The following is a 22,038-nucleotide window of genomic DNA, read 5'->3' on the forward strand; positions in this document are numbered from 1 at the left end:
GAGAACGACATAGGTGAATCCAGACGTGAATGATTTTCGAAAATGGACGGTAGCTTGGGCCGCGGTTTCGCTCGTGATCTCGCTAGTCAACTCGGGATGCTCGGCACGACGTGAAAGTGAATCGGGGCCGGGCGATGAAGCTCGAGGGCAACCGGTCAGCGTGCAACTGAACTGGTACCCAGAGGTCGAACATGGCGGTGCTTACCATGCCCTCGTCGACGGTCTGTATGACGACCAGGACCTCGCCGTTGAGATTAAACCGGGCAGTCGAGAGACGCCCGTCGCCCCTGAGTTGCTGCTCGGCAGAAGCCAATTTGCCATCACCAATGCAGACGACGTGGTGCTGTTTCGCGCCCAGGGGGCCGACATTGTCGCGGTGCTTGCGGCGGTCCAGAATAACCCACGATGCTTGCTCGTTCGGGCCGATAGCGGTGTCGAAGGGTTCGACGACCTGTCGGGTATGACGCTGCAGTGCCAACCCGGACGCACGTTCCTTCCATTCCTGCGGGAACGAGGCTTTCTCAATGGGGTTCGCGAAGTCCCCTATTTCAACTCGATCGCGGGGATGATGGACGATCCGCAAATGGCGGTCCAGGCCTATGCAGTCGCCGAACCGCTCTTGGCACGCCAACAAGGCTTGCAGGTGCGAACACTCATGGTCAGCGATCTCGGTTGGAATCCTTATTCGAGCGTGCTGGTCACGACAGGAACCCTGATCCGCCAATCCCCGGAACTGGTGCGGAAATTCGTAGCGGCTACACAGGCCGGTTGGACTGAATACTTGGAGGCACCGGCGCAGGCCAACACCGCCATCTTGAAAGCCAACACGCATGGCATGACCGAGGAGGTACTGCAGTTCGGTGCCGAACAAATGCGTCCGTTGGCGTTCCCCACCGACACCACCCAACTCGGGGAAATGTCACTCGCGCGCTGGCAACAGCTCGTCGCGCAGATGAAAGAGCTGGACGTGATCGCTCCGGATTCCGTACAGGCCGAGGAGTGCTTCACCGATCAATTCTTGCCCTAGACCGGATCGCTGAGAAGCATTTTTCACCGTGTTGACTAGACCCGCGAGAGCGTCCATCAGGCGAGTCTCGCCGAAGGCGGTCACCTCGGTTTCGAATCGATGTTGTCGTCGAGCGAGAGAAAGTACTCACGGGCGGTACGGTGGAAGGCGAGCCCCTGCCACTCGGCGGCATGGTTAGCGGGGATCAAGCCAACTAACGTGGGCCGATGGTAGAGTGACTCGAGCGTGGCCTGCACCAGGGCATCCGAGGCGTCGCGACGACAAACCAAAAACGCCGTCGTACCGAGCGTTTCAATCCCCCCCTCATCGCTCGCGATTGCCGGGGTGCTACCGTCTTCTGCACCGGGGTCCCCCTCGGCAACCGGCTGGGATGCTGTTTCAGCAGTGTAGGTATTTCGATACGCCGACCGTTGCAGAATCATCGGCCGCAAGGTGGGGTGCTGCAGCGAAATTTCGACGCTTCCGCTGAGCGAAATCAATTCCCAGTCCCCGTCAGCGAGCAAATCGCGGACGAGTTTGCTGCCCGGGCCAATGCAGATAATTGCGACCGACACCCCACGCTGCTGCCCGCTGTCTGAGGGCAGCCCCTCCTTCAACTGCGGCCACTCCACCTCCACGCGTGGACACACTTCCGCGTCGAGCTGGAGGGAATCCAAAACGAGATCCGCGGCGCGCCGTGACCCGCTGCCCGAGGGGCCCACCGCGATCCGCTGTCCCGCCAAATCGGCGATCGTACGCACGGGACCGTCTCGGCGTACGAGCACATGCACCGCTTCGTAGAACAGCGGCGCTACGACGGCGAGTTCCTCACCCCCGACCGCAGAGGCTTGCATCGGCGCGAGCTGGACCTCACCGGCAATCAACTTGGCCCGGTTGTCCCAGGTACCTCGCGTCGGCAGGACATGACACGGCACACCGGATTGCTGCTGCATCACATCGGCGAGGTGCTGGGCGGCGTCGGTATAGAGCCCGCCGACCAATCCCCCCGCCAAACTCACTTGAGAGGGCATGGCAGCGATTCGCCGGCTATCCCACCATGACCACGCCAACAACATGACCGGGAGCAAGATTGCGAGCACCAACAGGGAGGTCTGAAATCGCCGCTGGCCCAGCGGAGCATCCGTCGTCGGGTGGCCCGTCAAGGCGGCGACGAGGGGGACCTGGCGTGTCCACGCCACGGTCTTGCCCAACCGCCCTTTCGACCGCGCCGTAATCGACTTGCCCGCGAGATAACGATCGAGATCGTCGGCGAGTTGCCCAGCGGTGGCGTACCGCAGCGCGGGTTGCTTCTCTAAACACTTGCCCACAATCGCTTCGATCTCGATATCGGCGTCTGGGCAAACACTCCGCAGTGCGGGGGCGGGATGATGGGCAACACGCATCAAAGTTTGCATCACCGTATCACCGACCAGCGGCGGGTGCCCGGCGATGGCAGCAAAAAGGATCCCGCCGAGCGAATAAATGTCGCTCTGCGATGTCGCCTCGTCACTGTTGCCGACCGCCTGCTCGGGCGCCATGTAGTGCGGCGTGCCGATCGCCGTGCCCTGGCCGGTGAGGCTGCTATCGCCATCGGTGTGCTTGGCCAGACCAAAATCGGTAACGTGAATGTGGTCGTGTTCGTCGATCATCACGTTGCCCGGTTTCAGATCCCGATGCAACACGCCCCGGCTATGGGCATGTTGAATCGCCCGGGCGGCATCGCGTACGATCGCAGCGGCGCGGCGCGGTGGCAGCGGACCGGTCTTGAGGACACGCTGCAAATCCATGCCCTGGATATACTGCATCGAGAAAAAATGGTGCCCCGCTCGTTGCCCGAACTGATGCACCGCGACGATGTTCGGATGCCGCAAACGTGCAGCCGCTTTGGCCTCGATATAAAAACGCTTGACTTCATCCGAGCCCGCCAAGATCCCGCTACGAATCATCTTGACGGCAACAAGGCGGTCGAGATCACGCTGTTTGGCCAGGTAGACGACCCCCATGCCGCCCATGCCCAGTACTTTCATCAGCGTGTAGTCTTCCATCTCGAAAGGCAGCGAGGGTCCCGAATCGCCTTGGGGTCGATGGGCGACCGGCAGGGTGGCGTGAGGATCGAGCCCCGAGAGGTCTCCAGCGGTTTCCCCTGGTCCTAACGCGCCGATTCCAATGGTCTCGATATCCTCATCACTTTTCACGGGATGCGTCGGCGCAGACGCATCGACGTCAGCGGCGGTAGATCCGGCAGCCGGCTGGGTGCGCAGCTGTGTGAACCCGCCAATGAGATCGGCGGCCTCCATCAATTCGCTCAGCTGTCCCGCGAGGCTGGGGAACTGCCGGAGGAACTCTTCTCGAGAAGCGATCTCGCCGCGATCGCACGCTCGTAGATACATCGCAAAGGCCTCGTCGACCTGGGCTTCTTGATCAGACATCACTTCGTCTTGGGCTTCGTCCAACGGAGCTGGTTTGTCATCAGCCTCGTCGACGGGGTCGCTCGACTCGCCTTGGTTCATGTCGTCCACCATGGGTTGCTATCGGTCTGCAGCAGCGTCCGCAGTTTCTGCAACCCGCGTTTGAGCAACCCTGCGACCGCCGTCTCGCTCTTGCCCATCCGCTCGACAATCTCCTTCAACGGCAACCCTTCCATGTACCGCAATCGAATCGCCTCGGCTTGGTTTTCGGGGATCTGGTGCAGCGCATCCATCATGGCGAGCACAGCCTCCTCTCGCACGGCCACCCCGCTCGGGCTGGTCTTGCCGCCGGGCAGTTGAGCGATCCAGTGTTCGCGTGAGCCTGATTCCCCGCCGCCCGCTCGCGTGTGGACCTCCTTTTTCGTGCTACGCTTTTGTGTCATCACATGATGTGAGAGCGCCGACGCCACATTGTTTTTCAACATGCCTCGCAACCAGCCAGCGAATTCGGCAGGCGTGTCACCGCGAAACGCCCCCAGATCACGTTTGGCCTCGAGGAAGGTCACCTGCACAATGTCAGCCGGATCGATGCGACGGCGCAGCTGATCCGATAGATAGCGGTGGGCCAGCATCAGCAGAAACCCCCTGTATTGCAGCAGCAATTTCCCCAATGCCTCGTTGCTGCCCCGTTTCGATGCGATCACCAGAGCCGTGGTCGACGAAGAGTCCGACGGCGTCGGGGCGGCGGGTGGATCACCTGAGGCGCGGTTCACGGAATTTGCGGTATTATTAACAGGGTACGGGGGCGTGAGCATCCCATGTTATCATACCGACTCGATTGACGTAGTCAGTCCGATGGTTGACCGCCCATCGATTGAAAGTCGTCAAAGATGCTTGCCATGGCGGCTTCATAGTCGCTGGCAACCCCTTCGGTACGCCGCCAAGCGTTGACTTTCGCCGTTTCAAACCCAATCGCCATTTCCGGATTCGCCCGCAAGCGGTCGCGGAAGCGGATCGTTTGCTCCAACAAGATCGAACCCTGGGTCACGAGATAGAGTCGATGGGTGGCTTCACCGTGCCGAGGTTTCGACAGCATTGCCTGCTGTCCATGACCCTCAAATCGTTGCATCCAGGCTGGGGAGGAAACCGTGATGAAATTCAATCCCTCGATGAGCAGCACGGCGTCTCGGAAGTCGACTGGATCGGCGATCACCGCAACGGCATCGATGACCGGCTGGGCTATGATCCCGCCAATCGCCGTCGACCCGATGTGTTCGACCGTGACGACGCGGCCCTGACAAGCCTGCAGGAGACCGCTGCGGGTCTGCTCGAATTCCTGCCGCCATCGGGCGTCGTGGTGCATCAATCGAACGCGGCCAGCGTCGCTGGTTGGGTCGACGTGATCTCCATCGCGGTCATTCAATCGCTCACCTGTCCCTTTCTAGCTACCATTTCAATCCCCGGTCTGATTTCGAGCCGAGTGGATCTCGGTTATAACCACGACTCCTCGCATTGGATTGGCCAGCCTACATTTTCCTTGACCTAGAAGGCACCCCCACGTGAATTCGACAACCGCCGAGCATTCGCCCGCTCTCGACGCCACGACGGACGCTGTGGTGGGAGTGATCATGGGCAGCCGCAACGATTGGGACACCATGTCGGCGGCCTGCGAGATGCTAGCACAGTTCGAAATCCCGTTCGAAAAAGCGGTCGTCTCGGCCCACCGGACCCCTCTCCGCATGTTCGAGTACGCTCAATCGGCGCGGCGGCGTGGGCTGAAAGTCATTATCGCGGGCGCCGGGGGTGCCGCACACCTGCCCGGCATGGTGGCCTCGGAAACAATCTTGCCCGTCATTGGCGTGCCGATCCAAAGCCGGGCGTTGCAGGGGCTCGACTCGCTCTTGTCAATCGTCCAGATGCCTGGCGGAATTCCGGTTGCTACGATGGCAATCGGTAAGGCCGGTGCCAAGAACGCCGGCATTCTCGCCGCCCGCATGCTGGCGATGTCCGACCCCACACTTGCCGAGCGGATTGCCGAGTTTGTCCAACGACAACACGACGACGTACTCGCTAACGCCGACCTCTCGGACACCTAAGCGAGCGGCAGATCAAACCTTCCCCCGCATCGCAGTGGACGAGGCGACGAGTCCACCCGCATCGCAGTGGACAAGTTTACCTACGCCGAAGGCGTTGAAGAAAATAGCCGGTGGTTTGAGCGCAAGCGAACACCACCGGATTCGACGCGAAACGCAGGAGCCAACCCCGAATGGGGTTGAAGACCGCCCCCGACGAGGTCTGCGACCCACTTCGGGGTCGGCGCTCCATCTTCCACGAACAACCATAGGTGGCGCTGCGCTGACCTACGGCTATTCTCTATAATCCCTGACGGGATAATTGTGGGCAATCACACGGGAGGCGACGAGTCCTCAGAAAAATGGACTCGTCGCCTCGTCCACTACGTTTCAATCTGTTCTGGCGATCAGCTTACAACCGATCCGCTCGGCTTCCTTTCATCCTTTCGTTTTCAATCACGCTGCCATGAATTCCACCATCGCTCCCATTCTGCCTGGCTCGACAATCGGCATGGTCGGCGGTGGCCAACTCGGACGCATGTTCGCCATGGCCGCCGCCAAGTTGGGCTATCGCGTCGGGGTGTTCTGCGGCAGCAGTGATGAGCCGGCCGCCGATGTCGCTTCCTTCACCGTTTGCGGCCCGCTCGAAGATCACTCGGCAATCGAAAACTTTGCCCGCCGATGTGATGTGATTACGCTCGAGTTCGAGAATATTCCGGCCGAGACCATTGCTGTTTGTGGCCGCCACGCGCCAACCTATCCCAATGCCTCCGTGCTCGCGATCGCCCAAGACCGGCTGGTTGAGAAGACGACGCTGCGTGATGCGGGCTTGCCCGTCACCCCGTTCGCCCCCGTTCGCAATGCCCAGGAAACCCGAACTGCGGCAGAATCACTCGGCTGGCCACTGATCGTGAAAACACAGCGGAGCGGCTACGACGGTAAAGGACAGCATCGCTTGGTGGACGTTCAACAAGCCGAATCGGTGGATTGGCAGGCGGGCGGTGACTGGGTCGCCGAAGCCTTGATCGACCTGCAGCGTGAAGTCTCCGTCGTCGTCGCGCGCCGGGCCGACGGCGTGACTCGCACCTTCCCCGTCTTTGAGAATCTGCACCGCAATCATGTACTCGACGTGACCACGCTGCCTGCCGCCATTTCGCCCGAAATCGAATCCGATGCCCGCGCGATGGCCATCGCAGCGGCAGAATGTTTGGACGTCGTGGGCCTGTTGTGCGTCGAGATGTTTATCGAGGACACCGATCAGGGACCGCCCCGGATTTTGATCAACGAAGTTGCCCCGCGACCACACAATTCAGGCCACGTGAGCATCGAGGCCTGCCGGACCAGCCAATTTGAACAGCACGTCCGCGCCATTTGCGGCTTGCCGCTCGGTGATACCGCGCCGACCACACCGGCCGCGGCAATGGTCAATCTGCTCGGTGACTGGTGGGGCGAAGGGGGCGAGCAACCAAACTGGCCAGCCGCACTGAGCGTCGATGGGGTCTCGCTGCATCTCTACGGCAAACACGCCGCCCGGCCGGGACGCAAGATGGGACATCTCTCCGCCGTCGGCGAATCGCTTGACGAAGTGACCGGGCGTTTGGAACAGGCCCGCCGATCACTGGGCGACCGGAAAAACGAAGGAACGCGAGAGCAGTAAACGTCGGATTGGACGAGGCACCGAGCCCTTTCGCTTTGCGTGATCGATCGCGTTTCAGGGACTCGTCGCCTCGTCCACTACGGAAACGCTTTCGCCAAATTCGTCATCCATTGATCACGCGATGCCGAGCGGTTTCGCATCCCCACCGCCAACCGGATCGCTAGACGCGGCTCGTAAGGGGGCAATAGCAAGTCTTCACCGCAACGCAAGGAGGCTCGTGGCAACCGTCCCCTGGCGGGAGTGGTTCCGGGAAATTTCTCCTATTGCAATTGGCAATCTTCAGCTAAACTCTCCCCCACGTAAGAGCCGTCGAAGGTCCACAGAACTTCGACCGTTTTGGTCGCTTTCCCCCCAACCTCATGTGCTGGTCGCCCCGAGCGAATGGTGCCATTGCCGGGGATGCTGCCGAATCCATTCACGGGCTCATCAACGCGACAAGTCTTTGATCGGTTCTCAGCGGTGTTTCATCGCGGCATTGGAACCGTCCTGCGAGCGGGAACGTTCGGCGAGTGATCCTCGCCCATCTCCCTGGAAGCGAAAGCAGCGTCGCGATCTGTGTTGCGTCGCACCGGATTGTATCGGTTGCGTACGTTCGCCACGCCATCCTTCCAACCCTCCCCCACTCCTGACCAGCCGGTTTCGTGACTCGGTGATGGGAGTCCCTTTGCGCACACGGTACCGATATGTCGAGCCACCTCCCCAACTCTGAGCATCTTCTCTTGTCTGACAACGAACCTTCCAACGACCCGTCCTTGCTCGCCAATAGCGAGTCTCTCCTGGCGGATCCAAACGACGCCATTCGTCTGGACCCCACCCCGGCGACCAACAATGCGTTGCTCGCCTGCTACGCCCAAGACATCAGCGTCGAATGCCTGGCATCGCCAGCAACACCCGAAGTCGAGATCATCTGCTCGACTCCGGCCGCAGAGATCGACGAACCCACTGCCCCCGAACCGGAATCCAACGCCGCAGTTCCAGCCGAACCGGCTGCTGCTCAGCCCGCCGACCTGGCAACCCACACCGACCAGGCTACCGAGACTCAGCAAGAGCGACAGGAACTCCAGACGGAAATGAAGGAACAGGCACCTCAGGCGGAACAGGCACCTCAAAAGCCAGCCGCCCCACAGCAAGCTGCAGCCGAAAAGAATGTGGCTGAAAAGAACACGGCCGAGAAAAACACAGTGGAAGAACCCGCAGTCGAAGAACCCGCCGACGCTGGCTTCGCTGCCTTTCCACTTCGCCCCGAGGTACTCCAGGCTGTTGTCAAATCGGGATACGACACCCCGACGGCGATTCAAGCCGAGATCATTCCTTACATGCTCGACGGCCGAGACGTCTTGGCCCAGTCCCAGACCGGCACGGGCAAGACGGCTGCTTTTGCACTGCCTATCCTCACCACGATCGATCTGCACAAATCGCATCCGCAGGTCTTGGTGCTCGCCCCAACACGGGAACTGGCGATTCAAGTCGCCAGATCATTCTCGACTTACGGTGCCAAAGTTCCTGGATTCGCGGTCGCCGCTATCTACGGCGGGCAGGACTACGAGCCCCAGCTCAAGCAACTGCGACGCGGTGTCCAGGTCGTCGTCGGAACACCGGGCCGTGTCATCGACCACGTCAATCGCGGCACACTCGACCTGAGCAAACTCGATTGCCTCGTTCTCGACGAAGCCGACGAGATGCTCAACATGGGCTTCCTCGAAGACGTCCAGTTCGTACTCGAGAAGTCGCCTGCGACGCGCCAGGTTGCGTTGTTCTCAGCCACCCTGCCGGGTCCCATCCGCGAAATTGCCGATGAGTACCTCAACGATCCCGCCCGAATCACGATCAAGAAGAAAACAGCGACCGCCGATTCCATTCGCCAACGCGCCCTGTTCGTCTCTCCGCGAGACAAGATGGATGCTCTGCTGCGTTTGCTCGAGGTCGAAGAGACCGACGGTGTGATCGTCTTTACGAAAACGAAAGACGCCACGATCAGTGTCGCTGAGGGACTGAGCCGGGAAGGCTTGTCAGCGGTCGCTCTCAATGGCGACATGCCCCAGAAAGTGCGTGAACGCACCATCAGCCAACTCAAAAATGGCAAGCTCGATATCCTCGTTGCCACCGATGTCGCCGCCCGCGGCCTCGACGTGCCACGGATCAGCCACGTGTTCAATTACGACCTGCCCCATGACAGTGAATCGTACATCCACCGCGTCGGTCGGACCGGACGCGCCGGACGCGACGGGGAAGCGATCATCTTCCTGACCAACGCCCAACGCGGCAAACTTCGCTACATCGAGCGAGCGACGAAACAGCCGATCGAGACGATCGGTATCCCGACGTCCAAAGAAATTAACGCGATGCGGGTCAAACGATTTGGCCAACAGATCACGGACATTGCCGCCGAGAAGGACCTGACCCACTTCAAAGAACTGATCGCGAACTACGCCGAGGAAACAGGCAAACCCTTGGAAATGATCGCCGCGGCGCTCGCTGAAATCTCGCAACAGGGACGCCCGTTCCTGATGAAAGATCGCCCCAAGACCGCCAAATCAGAACATCGCGATGGATTCGATCGCGGCGATCATTTCAGCCGCGGTGACCGCCGGGGCGATTCCCATGAACGCGGCGGCAAACCGCCCCGCCAACTCGGCCCGCCACGCGAAGGCATGGTTCGCTACCGGATCGACGTCGGTTGGCAGGATGGTGTCAAGCCAGGCAATATCGTTGGCGCAGTCGCTAACGAAGCAGGCATTGAAGGCCAATACATCGGCCCCATCAACATCCGCAACGAGTTCTCCACGGTCGACCTCCCCGAAGGGATGCCCTCGGACATCTATCAGAAGCTTCGCAAAACCTGGGTCTCCGGAAAACGCCTGAATCTCGAGGTCGCTCGCGAGGGCGATCATGACGGCGGTTCACGTGGTGGTTACTCCCACGGCAATCGATCGGGACGATTCCAGCCCAAGCATGGCAAGGGCGGCGGCGGTCCGCATAACGCAAAACGATCCTTCGTTGGCAAAAGCAAGAAGAACAAACGCAAAGCCAAATCCTAACGGGCCTGCGATTCGTTGAGCACCTCGAACAGGGCACCTGTTCGGGCTGGCTCTCGCGAACTCCACACATTCCCTTCGGGGAATCGGTGGAGTTCGATGAATTCAGGACGAAATTCCAATCCCCATCCCGCCGCCGTGGGTGCTTCATAACAGCCATCACGCACTCGGACGGGATGCTCCAATTCGTCCTGTAGAAAGTCGATGTATTCGATCAACTGGGTGGACGACTGTCCCGAAACCGCGATCTGGTCCCACATGCCGTAGTGTTGGATCATGTTGCAGAGCGCAATGCCACCGCCGTGCGGGCAGACGGGCACGCCGAACTTGGCTGCCATCAAAATGATTGCCATCACGTCGTTGACGCCCGCAACACGAACAGCATCGATCTGACAATATTGGATCGCTCCGCTCTTGAGCAACTGCTTGAAGATGACCGGGGAGGCAGCGTGTTCGCCACAAGCGAAGCCAAAATCGGCGCTAGCGAATGTCTCTGCAAGCTCGATGTAGCCCAGGACATCGTCACGCGCGATCGGCTCTTCGATCCACTTCAAGCCGAACGGCGTGTAACGCTCGATATGGCACTTGGCCTCTTCAATCCCCCAATACTGATTCGCGTCCACCATCAGATTGCAGGCGGGACCGATCGCCTCGCGCATGAACCGAATCCGCTCAACATCTTGCTCCGAATCGAGCCCCACCTTGAGCTTGAACGAATCGAAACCCTGACCTTGCAGCTTGCGGATCGTCGCGAGAATCTCGGCATCGCTCAGCCCAAGCCATCCGGCGGTGCAGTACGCTTTCGGGCCCCGCTGAGTCAGCTCACGCTCGCGTTGCTCGATACCGGGTCCTCGCTCCCGGAGAATGCCGATCGCTTCGTCGCGGGTCAACGCGTCGCTGATGTTGCGCCAATCGATGCAGTCGGCGATGAACTCAGGATCGAGGTCCACGAGCAGCTTCCACAAGGGCTTGCCCACCGACTTCGCCCAGAGATCCCACATCGCGTTGAGCACCGCCCCCGCCGCCATCCGGAACACTCCATCGTGTAGCCACCGCAGTTGATGGTGATCGACGAGTCGTCGATAGAGACCGATCGGTGCCGATGAAAAATCATCGAGCGTCGTTCCAACAACGAGTTGCGCCAGATCACGGATCCCATGGCAAATCCAATCCGTCCCCGCGCCAACGGTAAAGACCACCGATGTACCACTCAGCCCCGCGTCGGTCTCGAGATACAAGACGGCGGAGGAGTAGTCGGGCTGCTTGTGGAAGGGGTCCGATCCGAGCAGATGGTCAGATGTCGGGACGCGAAGGTCGACGACCTCTGCCGAGATGATCTTGATCGACTTCGATGTCATTCCGCGTCTTCCTTATCTCGTTTGTCGTAATGATTGCACCCGACGACAGGCAATCTTCGGCGTCACGGACCGTGAAAATACCATGAAGTCTCCATGTAGGCTCGGTGTATGCCCCGTGTGCGAGATCTCCACTTTAACGCTAAAAGCGGTCTCCTGTGCACCTCAGCACCGCATTCTCTGCCCCGCCACGAGCGAGTGTTCCATCAACCTTCTCGCAAAAGAGCCAGGCGTTCCCCCGGGAGTCCGTTGAGAAGATTATAAATGGACACGCATCCTAGCAGTCCACTGTTTCTACGAAACGAAATGAACGCAAATCCATTCGAACCATCCCGTGACACCACTTCGTCCATTACTCCCGAATCCCGGAGCGAGCCGGCTGGATTTGGGCCGCGTTTTGCCGCCTATCTGATCGATATCCTGCCGATCTCCATTGCCCTCGCCGTCATCTATTACTTCTTGCTGGGCTTCGATGAAACTTGGCTGCATTACACCACCTCGCCAGATGACGCCGAGGCGAGAGCTGCATTTTTGTCGCAGCGAAACCAGATGCGAGATTTGTCATTCCTAGTCTACGTACTCTACTGCGGCGTCATGGAATGCTCGGCGTGGCAAGCGACGCTCGGCAAAAAGCTGATGGGGATTCGAGTGACCGACAACCAGGGACAACCACTGAGTGTCGGCAGATCCTTTGGACGCAACTTTGCCAAGTTCCTTTCGTACATCCCCTTGGGACTCGGATTCTTGTGGATGATATGGTCCAAGCAAAAGCGAGGCTGGCACGACATGCTCGCCAAGACATTGGTTATGAAGTAAAGCTGCTCTGTGTTGGACGAGGCGACGAACTGTTGAGCCCCAAAAGTTTTCCTACGCCGAAGGCGCTTTAGAAAATAGCCGGTGGTTTGAGCGGAGCGAACACCACCGGAAAAGACGTGAGACGCAAGAGCCAACCCTGAATGGGGTTGAAGATACACCGTAGGTGGCGCTGCGCTGACCTACAGCTATTCTCTTTAATCCCTGACGGGATACTTCTGAGCATTGAACAGCGCGTTGCTTCGTCCCATACGACACTTATTTCTCCCCGCTCCTATAGCTGCTCTGGCGAGAACATCCCAACGAGAATCACGCCATGCAGGAGACGCTCGCGCCGAGACGTCTTGTGTTGAGCACACTTCGGATATCGGCTGAGAACACGAAGGATTCGCAGGTCCGTATCAGTCCGCAGGGCGAGTCGAATCAACGTGGAGGCGTCGATTCCGCACACCGCGAAAGACGAGAAATGCTGACAACGCGAACACCAATGGGGCGACGCCGAAGGTCAGGATCTGCGCGGTGGTTGGTGTGATCGAAATCCCGAAAAGATAAAGTTCTGGTTCATAGGTCGCGTATCGACGTCTAAACCATGGTTCAACCTCTCTCGTGTGGGCTTGCACTCGGCGCTTCAGGCGAACCAGGCGCAGGCGCCAGTAATTGTGACTGATAATGCAACAGTCGAAAGAGATGGTAGTAGCCCAGTCGCATGAAACCCATGATGACGCTCGCGAACGCGAACGCCAACAGGGCGAAGTACCAGGACGGCCGCGATGTGATAAAAGCAAGTCCACCGACAGCTAGCGCAGCAGCGAGAAAGAACATTGGGTATGCCATTCTCCGCTGTGGCTCGAGGTCCGAAACTGAAAGGATACGTTCGAGTCGCGCCAGTTCGCTGTCGGAAAGTGTGATGCGGGCCATGTTGATCGAGAAACGTGGTATGCAAGCCGGGCCGGCTTTGTTGGCAGTTGAGTTAAATAGCGGCGTCCCTACCGCGATTGGCAGGGGTTCGCTGCTCCTTCATTCGTGATCAGATCACGAAGATACCAGGTACGACATCAGCGTGGTTTGGCGATCGCAAGGTATAATCGCAATGGCTTTGTCGAAACAACGCCTATTCCTCGAAGATGGAGGGGAACTGGAGCCCGGCCATCCGGAGATAGACCGAAAGTATACCACGATGATGAGCCGAATGACTAAAGACCCGTTCGCGAAGACAATCGCCTTTCTTCAAGGTGAATAGAGTCTGCCCTCCCATCAATAGCGACCACGGCTCATCCATCACAGAATCTTGGACGCCTCGCAGAGCCTCCATTGCCTCCTTGCCGTGGTCATCGAATACCTCCAACAACTGACTCGTTTGCGAAATATCAGGCGCAGCGTACGGCTCCTCCCCTACCGGCGATATGTCCCATTCGCTCTGCCCGAGAATGCCGGGTACCCAGCCAATGATCTCCACCAGATGATTTGCGTTCCAAGAAATCGAATGAAGGTCGCCTGGGGGCTGCCATTTCCATCTTTTCATCGGGAATTCTCTCCAGCAGCCTACGCGTCATCACCATTTCACTTGCAAGTTCAGTAGCCATTAATCGAGAGACTAGCATTTCCAAGTCCATCCGAGGGTTCGAATCGGGTTCAAGTGGCAGGGAGTGTGCCCTCCCTCCGGCAGTTGAGCCGGTGTGTTTGATTTTAAGAGGCATCGTCACCCGCGTCCGACGATTCGATGCAAAGATTCCTCCGAGCAAGATCAGTTCGGTGAGTCACACCCCTCATCATCTTTGGTTTCAAGGACTACAACGCGTTGAACCAAGTCGGTGTATTGCGACGGTTTTCGAGCATCCGGGTCATCTGGGATCGAATTTAGCAGCATGCGAACTCGCTCGGTTTGGCGTCTCGTGAACACTCGCTTTTCGATGAGTGAAAGACATGCCTCTGCCATTTCCATCGATTGTTTCTCCGTCTTGTTGGGCACGTGAAAAAGTGACTCGTATCTCTCACGCTGGCGAGCAATTCCCTGGAGTGTCTTTCGGCAATCAACGCATCGAACGCAATCTGAATCCAAGCCAAACCCAAGTTGTTCGTACCAGTGCTTTTGTTCTTCGGCAAAGAAGATGAATGAACGACTGCAATCTCGACAACGTCGTTCCAGGTCAAAGTAGTGGGTCACGGCGACAATTGCTGGCGTCTGCCGTGTGAGATCGGCAGGAATCGCTGTGTTCGGAATTCTTCGACTCAGCTCGCAGTACGCACTATGGTCAGCATAAGGCCAACGCTTTCCAGTGACCGACTCGTACTGGGCCACGATTTCCTTGCGCGTCGTCGCATTCCAGTGAAGATGCACCCCGCGATCCATAGGACTTGGATTCGAGTTGGTGACATTGGGTCTGCTGCCATAGCGGGGATGATCAGCGAATTGGCCATACTTGTCGGTCTTGCGCGTCATAGCTCAGTCTACGAACGGTAACCGTCGCCTACGACGGAGGATTGGTTTTCCAGTTACGAAACCGCGCAAGCCGTCCTTCAGCTTACGAAATGGCTCTGGCTTCCTACCTTCATCGTACTCAATGCCACTAGGGAGATGATCCGCGAGAACTGGGAGACGATTGGCCATTTCGAAAAGATGTCCAGCGTTAACACGTTGAATCGCATCGTTCTGGGGGCATCGACGGGCAACTGCGTTGCGTCGGAAGGTTTGCTTACCCCGGCGTCACAACGGAGTAGTCAAGCCTGACCGGTGCACATTGTACCAGCAATGGCGCGGGGGCAAGAATCGCCCACATTACGTACATGTGGCAGGTCCAGAACGCGGCGACGGCGGGCGATCGAACCAACCGAGCATCAATGTGACGCGGGAACTGACTTTTCTTGAAGTGCCCTGCCGAATCATAGGCAACGCGAAGGTCGCCCATCGTTACGAATGGGGTCACGATCTCGTCGTAAGGACCCCGTTCGACATTTGCTCGGCGGAAATGTGAAAGGGCAATCGAAGCCAAGCCGAAGGGCACAAAAAAGATAAACAGATGAGAACCAACGCCGAATCGGACAGCTATGCCAATACACGCAGCGAGAAGAAACGCTGCGCACCATTGAGTGACCGACCACTCTCGGCGGTGTTCGTGAGACACGGTCGAGTTTGATTCCAACAGCAGCAGCAGACGTTGTAAGTAATCCCACTGCTGCTTGGACGCGACGATCAAGTGGTCATCGCAATCGTCGTAGTGGTACCACATCGCGTTGGCAACGTATTCAATGGCAGAATCCTCCGAATCGCGAAACGGGTCGAGTGCTTCGTCAAAATCGAACGCCTTGATTTGCTCACCGAGGTAGCGGCGGATCAGCCCCGCGAGATCGTTACGTGCACTTCGGTCGATCATAGCAAAAGGTCAGCCTGTTTGATTGAAATAGCGATAACGATCGCGATCGCAAACCCGATCGATCAACCGTGTCCCTTCCGATTCGATCACGAGCACGACTGCAGTTCTCCAGTGCTTCCTCATACGGGAATACCCACACACATTGAGAGCAATGCCGCAAAGAACCCCGTGATCACCATCCAATGACCGACGCGAGTTCGACGCTTCCAGTATACGATCGAAGCAAGCATCCACAATAGTCCGCTGACAGTCAGAAGTGCAGAAATCAGTGTCCATTCCAATTTCGCAGTTCCGTGCGTCGCGCTGTGGTGGTCGCTAATCGCTAAGCTTGAATAGGTGCTAACGCCCGCAATCAGAAGCCCGAGTCCGGCGGCAAGCACAATTGTGGACGTTGAGTAACGAATAATTCGTTTGCTCACGGAATCCGTCGCCTCGGAAGATTCCACGCCCTTTGTTGGGGCATACGGATTGACAGTTTCAACAATGGTGACGCCTCGAGTGTGCGAGGCAGGCGATTCGGTTAGCGCGATGACGGTCACCTTCACCGAGAATGGACGATAGAACCTGGATTCGCGAAGCCACGCACGCCGCTCGTAGGTGTACGCAATGGTTCTGGCCTCCTACTTCCTTGATACTTGTACTCGCACTCGTACTCAGCATCGCGGTACTCGTACTCGACTCCCGTATTGTACTCGGCCGAGAGCTCGCCAACAGCATCCGAGCGTCGGTCTGGCATGCAGTGCAGATCAGAAAGCAAGGACGCCAAGATGCAAACTCGCCGTGCATTTCCATGTTCCTTCGCGTCTTTGCGTCCTAGCGACTCTGCGTATACTTCGGTCACGCATCCCGCAGAGCAACCATTTACGCCCCCGATTCGAGCAGGAGCACGAGTACCGGCTGACGCCTGAGCACGAGCACGAGCACGAGCACGACTCAATGGCACAACGCAGATGATTCGCGAGAACTGGGAGACGATTGGCCATTTCGAAAATACGCTCCAGCGATTACACGTTGAATCGCATCGTTTTGGGAGCATCGAAGCGGCCGTAGGTTGGCCGACGCGATGCGGTTAGCGTTCTGGGCACGGAATTTCTCTAGCTAGCTTTCGGTGTCGAATGGGTCTTCATACGGATCCCCAATTTCTGCGTTGTCATGCAATGTTGAACTACCGCGGATTGCGTAAATGATGCCAGGGACTCCGAACGCCAGGAGTCCTAACATAGCCTTCAAAACTGTCGCGGGCCCACGCACCCATCTACCTTGGGCGATAGCGTAGATCAGGTATGCGACATAAGCGAGAAAGACCATTGCGCCAACCGCTCGCCAGCACCACCAGAATCGTTTCGAGTCATACAGTCCTAGCAGCACGAACATAGCAAAGACCTGACACCCAACTACCACCATCCAACCGCTTGGCTCAGACGATTGCATCAGGAATGGAAACAGCACCATGAATGCGATCAAGAACGGAGCGGTGCACCAGAAGACGAAGCGACTGGATTGTGACAGTGTTTCCATTTTTGACGATGTCATACCTCAGAATCAGTGGGCTCGTTGGTGGCAAAACATTGATTGCGATGCCTGGATGGGCGCCGCAGCCGTGCTCCGTTGGATGGATTGGTCACCCGCCGCTCTGGCTTTCAGTAGGGTTAAACAATGTAGCGTTAATGGATGCGACAGCGGAAAGGAATGTCGGAGAGACGTCATGCGGTGCGTCCAGGACGATAGCAGCAAGTGAATCGGCGAGGGGAACTCCGGTGACCAGCGAAATTGCCGCAGATGCGATCACGGGTGATCGGCTCATACCAGCAGAACATGCAACAAGGGTTCGTGCATCGCTAAGGATCAGTGATCGAACGCAGGCAATGGAAACACCGATAAGCTGCGGGCAGTTCGATCCGTCGTCGTGTAGCGGAAAGCGGCAATAGATGTGACCGCGTCCGAGTTGTGCAGGCTTTTCGTTCGCAGCAAGATCGACAACCGCCGCAATATCGTGATCATATAGTTGTCGCAGATCGCGAGCATTGATCGCGTCTCCGATGAACAGCAGGTTGTGGTACGTGGATCGGATCAATGTTGCGTCACGGCGGCAAAGACTTCAGTTGGCGAACGGGATCCGTCATCTGGGACGGACGAGTGATTTTCCATTTCCAAAACCAAGCAAGGCGTCCCTCAGGTCACGAAATGGTTCTGGCTTCCTACTTCCTTGATACTCGCACTCGCACTCGCACTCAGCATCGCGGTACTCGTACTCGACTCCCGTATTGTACTCGGCCGAGAGCTCGCCAACAGCATCCGAGCGTCGGTCTGGCATGCAGTGCAGATCAGAATGCCAAGGACGCCAAGATGCAAACTCGCCGTGCATTTCCATGTTCCTTCGCGTCTTTGCGTCCTAGCGACTCTGCGTATACTTCGGTCACGCATCCCGCCGAGCAACCATTGACGCCCCCGATTCGAGCAGGAGCACGAGTACCGGCTGACGCCTGAGCACGAGCACGACTCAGTGGCACAACGCAGATGATTCGCGAGAACTGGGAGACGATTGACAACGGGTAAACAATAACGAGAACTGCGTGGATCGTTCGCCGGGCGGTTGAATTCACCGAAAACGCGCGGAAGACGTTGTGATGGTTAAGCAACCTGGCTCACGTTCTCCGGTGCGTTCCCTAGCTCTTCAGCGACTGGTTCAAGTTGTGCGTACCGCTCGCATTCGGCGTGCACGAAGATCCAATCCGAATGCAAAGAAACTAGGCAACATCAGCAGTGTTATCATTGCAGCGATTGGTGCTTCAGCCCAGTCAACCTCGGCGAAGAATTGCCGTTCGACGAACCAAATCGATAACACACCGAGCACATGCAGCGGGACGTACCCGATCCAAGTGATGTACGGCACCAATCCAAGGCAAAGTCCAAACAGCGACATGTAGAATCCAACGCCAACAACAACGATTGAAAACTGGCCGTAGTTCGGTGGGGATTTCAACGGAGGCGTCAGCAGAGTTTCGATCACCACGATAATCGCAATGTAACCAAACGTACCGAGTAAGCCACCTCCGATGAAACCTGTGACTGCGAACTTGCCGGCTAGCTCACCACGTGAAAGTCGTACTTGCTGTTGGCGAACCGGCTTGTCATTCCCCGTCGGTACGGTGTACGGGTTGCCCTTCACGGATGCTCCTGGTTGGACGAACGAAGAGAAGGGGGCTCATCCGACGGAATTACGGAGGATGGGAGGAAGGCTTGCAAGCCGACCATTGCATACCGCTTCCGTACTCCTGTACTCTTCATAGTTCTCCGCACTTGCGATGACGTTTGCCATCAGGACGCTTGGGAGTGTGACGCGGGAAGACGATCGAGTCACGGTTAGGCGATCGCTGGGTGATCGGCCGGTGGGAACCGGCCCTACTTGGTGGTTATGTCTTTTCTGAGTTTGGCCAACCTGCTTGATTACGAAACGATTCGTAACTCAACTCAGGCACATGATCGAAATCTTGACCGGTCTTCCGCTCGAATGCCGTGGAGGCAACCGTCAAAAGAGATTCAAATTCTATATCCTTCGGCATTTCAGTCGGGTCGGCTAGGACGGATTCATACAGCGACGGACCGTTTGCCACGACCACGCACCGCACGTAGAGAAACCAATCGGGCGAGAAGTATCTATCGAACTGGTACGCCTCCTCGCCAATCTCGCGGGCATGCGCCTCGGTGTCCAGTGCATGCAGTTTCTCGGTCAAGATGTCTTCAAATCGCTTGATGTCGTCGACGCTCATTTCGGCGAGTGCCTCAACAGCAGGTTCGATAACGGCGTCGTCTTCACCCGTTTTCTTCCAATTGAATAGGCTAATGATACGCCAAAAAACCTCATCCGACATCGCCATCGATGTCCAATCGGGTTTCGCGTATTCGGGAGCAATGCCCTGGACGTAACCCTTTTTGACCTTGGCGGCGATCTGTTTCTCAATGCCGAGCCTGGCGTCTTCCGCGGTGGCGAATTGCTTACGAGTTTGGCGTGGCGTGGCACCAACGCGCCCGTGCGTCGTGATCGATTCGTTACCAACCAACTCAATCGTCCAAAACTTGTTGGAACGATCGTCCTGGAAGTAGAACTGGCGTTTCATTGGGACGCATCCCCTGAGGCATTACGGTTGCAACCATGCGGTCGCGACGAGATGGTTTCCATTTCCGAAACACACGGCACGCAGATCCCGTTCATGTCATGGGTGGGACCTTCGGTTCCCTCGGTGACACGAGATGTGTTATCGCCGGTTCGAGGGAGGGTGATTGCCGTTTGTCGGCTGTTGAGTATGGGGGGCTGGATTTGGGGGGTCAAGCAAATTTTTCGTGCAAGTTTCGCTGCGTGAGAATGGATCGAGTTGGCAGACAGGTGAAGAATCGGCGTCGGCATCGATTCCGCGATGCGTTACCTGGGAAGCGGGATGATTGAAATGCCAGGGGGCGTAAGCGAAACGCGGCACGATTATCCAGACAGCAGACCGCGCTCGCAGGGTGATCGGCCGGTGGGAACCGGCCCTACTTGGTGAGATGGCGTGCGTGGGAAACGGGATCTGCTAGAATGTCGCTCGAACTAGCCATCCTGGCTCTCGCTGGGTTCGCACCCGGCGAGTCGGTCATGGCTCCTGTGTCGATTTTTCGAGTCTCACCATGTCCACTGACGCCGCTTCCGATCCACCGCCCTCTCGATCCGATCCCGACTGGATCGCTCGGTATGAGCCTTACCTGCGGATGCTGGCGCGGACTCACATGCGCGCTGCCTACCGGGCCAAGATTGGCGATTCGGACATTGTCCAACAAACGATGCTCAATGCGGTCGGCGCGATCGACCAGTTTCGGGGCGAAACGGAGGCGGAGCTGAGAGCGTGGCTGCGCAAGATTCTCGTCCGCCAGATCTGCCACCTCGATCGCGATTTACACCGCGATAAACGCGACGTGCGACGCGAGCGTTCCATGGAACAAAAACTGGCCCAGTCCTCGATGCGGCTTGAAGGGTTGCTCGCGGCCGACCAAGCCACGCCGAGCCAGGTGGCGGTGGTGGGCGAGAACGTTACCGCGTTGGCGGCAGCGGTCGAGCGACTGCCCGACGGCCAACGGCAAGCGATTGAGCTGCATTATCTCGAAGGTCTGAAACTCGCCGAGGTCGCCGAGGTGCTCGACAAAACGACCGGCGCCGTCGCCGGGTTGCTGCACCGGGGCATGAAACAGTTGCGTTCCGAATGGACGGCGTCCCAGTACGGGGGCGGCTCCCGATGAACGATTCCGGCAACCGGGTTGATACGCCCGAGGACGACGACGATCTCGTCGACGACAATCAGGAGCTCGATGCCGATTTCGACGACGACGAGGATGCATTCTCACTCGAGGAACTCGGTGCGGCCTACCAACACCTCGTCGCCGACGGGGGCTCGGACGACAACGGCACGTCGATGGAAATCGGCGAGGTGCTACAGCGAGAACACTTGGTTGCCGCCCAAGCCAGTGGTCTGCAGAATGCGGACGGCGATAGCGAGAGCGATCCGGATGATCCAGACGAAGCGTGGCAGTCGGCGGATGAGCAATCGACCGCTGAGATCGCTGCCTCTCCCGAGGCGATCATCGAAGCCGCCCTGTTCGTCGGGAACCCCAACGGCAATGGGATCACCGCCGCCCGTTTGGCCTCGATCATGCGGGACATGACACCCGAGGAGGTCATCGAAACCATTGACAGCCTACAGACGTCCTATCGCGAGCACCGGCAGGGCATTCGAATCGCCGAGGATGAAACGGGATACCGGCTCATTGTCGCACCCGAAGCGGAATCGATGCGTCACGTTTTCACGGGCAAGGTCCGTGAAACCAAACTCGCCCAGGCCGCCATTGAGGTACTCGCGATGGTGGCTTACCAACCCGGTATCACCGCTGCGGAATGCACAGACAAACGAGGCCGTGATAGCGGTCCGCTGCTCAATCAAATGGTTCGCCGCCGTTTGATCGAGGTGCGGCGTGAACCCGCAGCGCTACCCGACGCTGGCTCGGAGACCGCCACCGACTCCCCACCGGCGAAGGCTAAGAAAAAAGCCTCGCCGAAACTGGTTTCCAAGTTCTATCCAGCTGAACGGTTGCTGGTGCTACTCGGACTGGACTCGCTCGACGACCTCCCTCAAGTCGAGGAAGTGCACTTGCAGTGAGCTGTTCCGCCCGCGATCGCACTGACATCACTGCAATGGTACGCTGCGGAAACGGCAGCCAACCGCCGTCGTCTCTTCGCATCGCGTGATCAATAAGTGGCGAATTATAGTGATCGAGGCGACGAGCTGTTGATTCCTC

General features: G+C 58.0%; 17 protein-coding genes. 7 read left to right on the plus strand and 10 right to left on the minus strand.

Annotated elements, in window-relative coordinates:
* Nucleotides 1-25 precede the first annotated feature (25 nt).
* A complete protein-coding gene (locus CA85_RS16585) occupies nt 26-1,027 on the plus strand; it encodes an ABC transporter substrate-binding protein (protein ID WP_246112877.1) in 1,002 nt (333 codons plus the stop codon).
* 80 nt (nt 1,028-1,107) lie between these two features.
* On the opposite strand, the gene CA85_RS16590 is transcribed toward CA85_RS16585, so the two are convergent.
* The 3 genes from CA85_RS16590 to CA85_RS16600 form a co-directional block, all read right to left on the minus strand.
* A complete protein-coding gene (locus CA85_RS16590; RefSeq protein ID WP_391564889.1) occupies nt 1,108-3,528 on the minus strand; it encodes a serine/threonine-protein kinase in 2,421 nt (806 codons plus the stop codon).
* Complete coding sequence (locus CA85_RS16595; protein ID WP_146392489.1) at nt 3,513-4,187, minus strand: sigma-70 family RNA polymerase sigma factor; 675 nt, start codon at nt 4,185-4,187, stop codon at nt 3,513-3,515. Before CA85_RS16595 ends, CA85_RS16590 begins: the two co-directional genes overlap by 16 nt.
* A 74-nt stretch (nt 4,188-4,261) precedes the next feature.
* Nucleotides 4,262-4,777 carry a GrpB family protein gene (locus tag CA85_RS16600; RefSeq protein WP_146392596.1) on the minus strand — a complete coding sequence of 172 codons (516 nt, stop codon included), beginning with the start codon at nt 4,775-4,777 and terminating at the stop codon, nt 4,262-4,264.
* Between the two features lie 265 nt (nt 4,778-5,042).
* Here CA85_RS16600 and purE point away from each other — a divergent pair, with 265 nt between their 5' ends.
* From purE to CA85_RS16615, 3 genes are all read left to right on the plus strand, one after another.
* The gene (gene purE, locus CA85_RS16605; RefSeq protein WP_146392597.1) at nt 5,043-5,510 is read left to right on the plus strand and encodes a 5-(carboxyamino)imidazole ribonucleotide mutase; all 468 of its coding nucleotides are present in this window, start codon (nt 5,043-5,045) and stop codon (nt 5,508-5,510) included.
* 442 nt (nt 5,511-5,952) lie between these two features.
* On the plus strand, nt 5,953-7,143 hold the full coding sequence (locus tag CA85_RS16610) for a 5-(carboxyamino)imidazole ribonucleotide synthase (protein WP_146392490.1): 1,191 nt from the start codon (nt 5,953-5,955) through the stop codon (nt 7,141-7,143).
* A gap of 683 nt (nt 7,144-7,826) precedes the next feature.
* On the plus strand, nt 7,827-10,181 hold the full coding sequence (locus CA85_RS16615; RefSeq protein WP_146392491.1) for a DEAD/DEAH box helicase: 2,355 nt from the start codon (nt 7,827-7,829) through the stop codon (nt 10,179-10,181).
* On the opposite strand, the gene CA85_RS16620 is transcribed toward CA85_RS16615, so the two are convergent.
* A complete protein-coding gene (locus CA85_RS16620) occupies nt 10,178-11,536 on the minus strand; it encodes an enolase C-terminal domain-like protein (protein ID WP_146392492.1) in 1,359 nt (452 codons plus the stop codon). The two genes, CA85_RS16615 and CA85_RS16620, sit on opposite strands and share 4 nt — an antisense overlap.
* A gap of 303 nt (nt 11,537-11,839) precedes the next feature.
* Between CA85_RS16620 and CA85_RS16625 the strand changes: the two genes are divergently transcribed.
* On the plus strand, nt 11,840-12,349 hold the full coding sequence (locus CA85_RS16625) for an RDD family protein (RefSeq protein WP_186775003.1): 510 nt from the start codon (nt 11,840-11,842) through the stop codon (nt 12,347-12,349).
* Between the two features lie 1,108 nt (nt 12,350-13,457).
* On the opposite strand, the gene CA85_RS16630 is transcribed toward CA85_RS16625, so the two are convergent.
* The 6 genes from CA85_RS16630 to CA85_RS16665 form a co-directional block, all read right to left on the minus strand.
* Entirely contained in the window at nt 13,458-13,868 is a 411-nt protein-coding gene (locus CA85_RS16630; protein WP_146392494.1) for a DinB family protein, read from the minus strand.
* 222 nt (nt 13,869-14,090) lie between these two features.
* Nucleotides 14,091-14,786, minus strand: coding sequence for a zinc-ribbon domain containing protein (locus tag CA85_RS16635; protein ID WP_146392495.1), 696 nt, complete (start codon nt 14,784-14,786; stop codon nt 14,091-14,093).
* Nucleotides 14,787-15,039: 253 nt separating this feature from the next.
* Nucleotides 15,040-15,717 carry a hypothetical protein gene (locus CA85_RS16640; RefSeq protein WP_146392496.1) on the minus strand — a complete coding sequence of 226 codons (678 nt, stop codon included), beginning with the start codon at nt 15,715-15,717 and terminating at the stop codon, nt 15,040-15,042.
* Nucleotides 15,718-16,815: 1,098 nt separating this feature from the next.
* Nucleotides 16,816-17,250 (minus strand): hypothetical protein, encoded by a 435-nt coding sequence (locus CA85_RS16650; protein WP_146392498.1) that lies wholly within the window; start codon nt 17,248-17,250, stop codon nt 16,816-16,818.
* Nucleotides 17,251-18,403: 1,153 nt separating this feature from the next.
* Entirely contained in the window at nt 18,404-18,886 is a 483-nt protein-coding gene (locus CA85_RS16660; protein WP_146392500.1) for a hypothetical protein, read from the minus strand.
* Between the two features lie 244 nt (nt 18,887-19,130).
* Entirely contained in the window at nt 19,131-19,835 is a 705-nt protein-coding gene (locus CA85_RS16665; RefSeq protein ID WP_146392501.1) for a DUF4240 domain-containing protein, read from the minus strand.
* Nucleotides 19,836-20,379: 544 nt separating this feature from the next.
* On the opposite strand from CA85_RS16665, the gene CA85_RS16670 reads away from it, so the two are divergent.
* A complete protein-coding gene (locus CA85_RS16670) occupies nt 20,380-20,985 on the plus strand; it encodes a sigma-70 family RNA polymerase sigma factor (protein WP_146392502.1) in 606 nt (201 codons plus the stop codon).
* Entirely contained in the window at nt 20,982-21,899 is a 918-nt protein-coding gene (locus tag CA85_RS16675; protein WP_246112878.1) for an SMC-Scp complex subunit ScpB, read from the plus strand. Before CA85_RS16670 ends, CA85_RS16675 begins: the two co-directional genes overlap by 4 nt.
* The last annotated feature ends 139 nt before the right edge of the window (nt 21,900-22,038 follow it).

Origin of the sequence: Allorhodopirellula solitaria, from assembly GCF_007859855.1 — a bacterium.
In the GTDB taxonomy this organism is placed as follows: domain Bacteria; phylum Planctomycetota; class Planctomycetia; order Pirellulales; family Pirellulaceae; genus Rhodopirellula; species Rhodopirellula solitaria.

Coding starts and splice junctions, on each gene's coding strand:
- CA85_RS16590 (WP_391564889.1), bottom strand. CDS start 3,528: ATGGTGGACGACATGAACCAAGGCGAGTCGAGCGACCCCGTCGACGAG.
- CA85_RS16600 (WP_146392596.1), bottom strand. CDS start 4,777: ATGCACCACGACGCCCGATGGCGGCAGGAATTCGAGCAGACCCGCAGC.
- purE (WP_146392597.1), top strand. CDS start 5,043: ATGGGCAGCCGCAACGATTGGGACACCATGTCGGCGGCCTGCGAGATG.
- CA85_RS16610 (WP_146392490.1), top strand. CDS start 5,953: ATGAATTCCACCATCGCTCCCATTCTGCCTGGCTCGACAATCGGCATG.
- CA85_RS16615 (WP_146392491.1), top strand. CDS start 7,827: ATGTCGAGCCACCTCCCCAACTCTGAGCATCTTCTCTTGTCTGACAAC.
- CA85_RS16620 (WP_146392492.1), bottom strand. CDS start 11,536: ATGACATCGAAGTCGATCAAGATCATCTCGGCAGAGGTCGTCGACCTT.
- CA85_RS16625 (WP_186775003.1), top strand. CDS start 11,840: ATGAACGCAAATCCATTCGAACCATCCCGTGACACCACTTCGTCCATT.
- CA85_RS16630 (WP_146392494.1), bottom strand. CDS start 13,868: ATGAAAAGATGGAAATGGCAGCCCCCAGGCGACCTTCATTCGATTTCT.
- CA85_RS16635 (WP_146392495.1), bottom strand. CDS start 14,786: ATGACGCGCAAGACCGACAAGTATGGCCAATTCGCTGATCATCCCCGC.
- CA85_RS16640 (WP_146392496.1), bottom strand. CDS start 15,717: ATGATCGACCGAAGTGCACGTAACGATCTCGCGGGGCTGATCCGCCGC.
- CA85_RS16650 (WP_146392498.1), bottom strand. CDS start 17,250: ATGACATCGTCAAAAATGGAAACACTGTCACAATCCAGTCGCTTCGTC.
- CA85_RS16665 (WP_146392501.1), bottom strand. CDS start 19,835: ATGAAACGCCAGTTCTACTTCCAGGACGATCGTTCCAACAAGTTTTGG.
- CA85_RS16670 (WP_146392502.1), top strand. CDS start 20,380: ATGTCCACTGACGCCGCTTCCGATCCACCGCCCTCTCGATCCGATCCC.
- CA85_RS16675 (WP_246112878.1), top strand. CDS start 20,982: ATGAACGATTCCGGCAACCGGGTTGATACGCCCGAGGACGACGACGAT.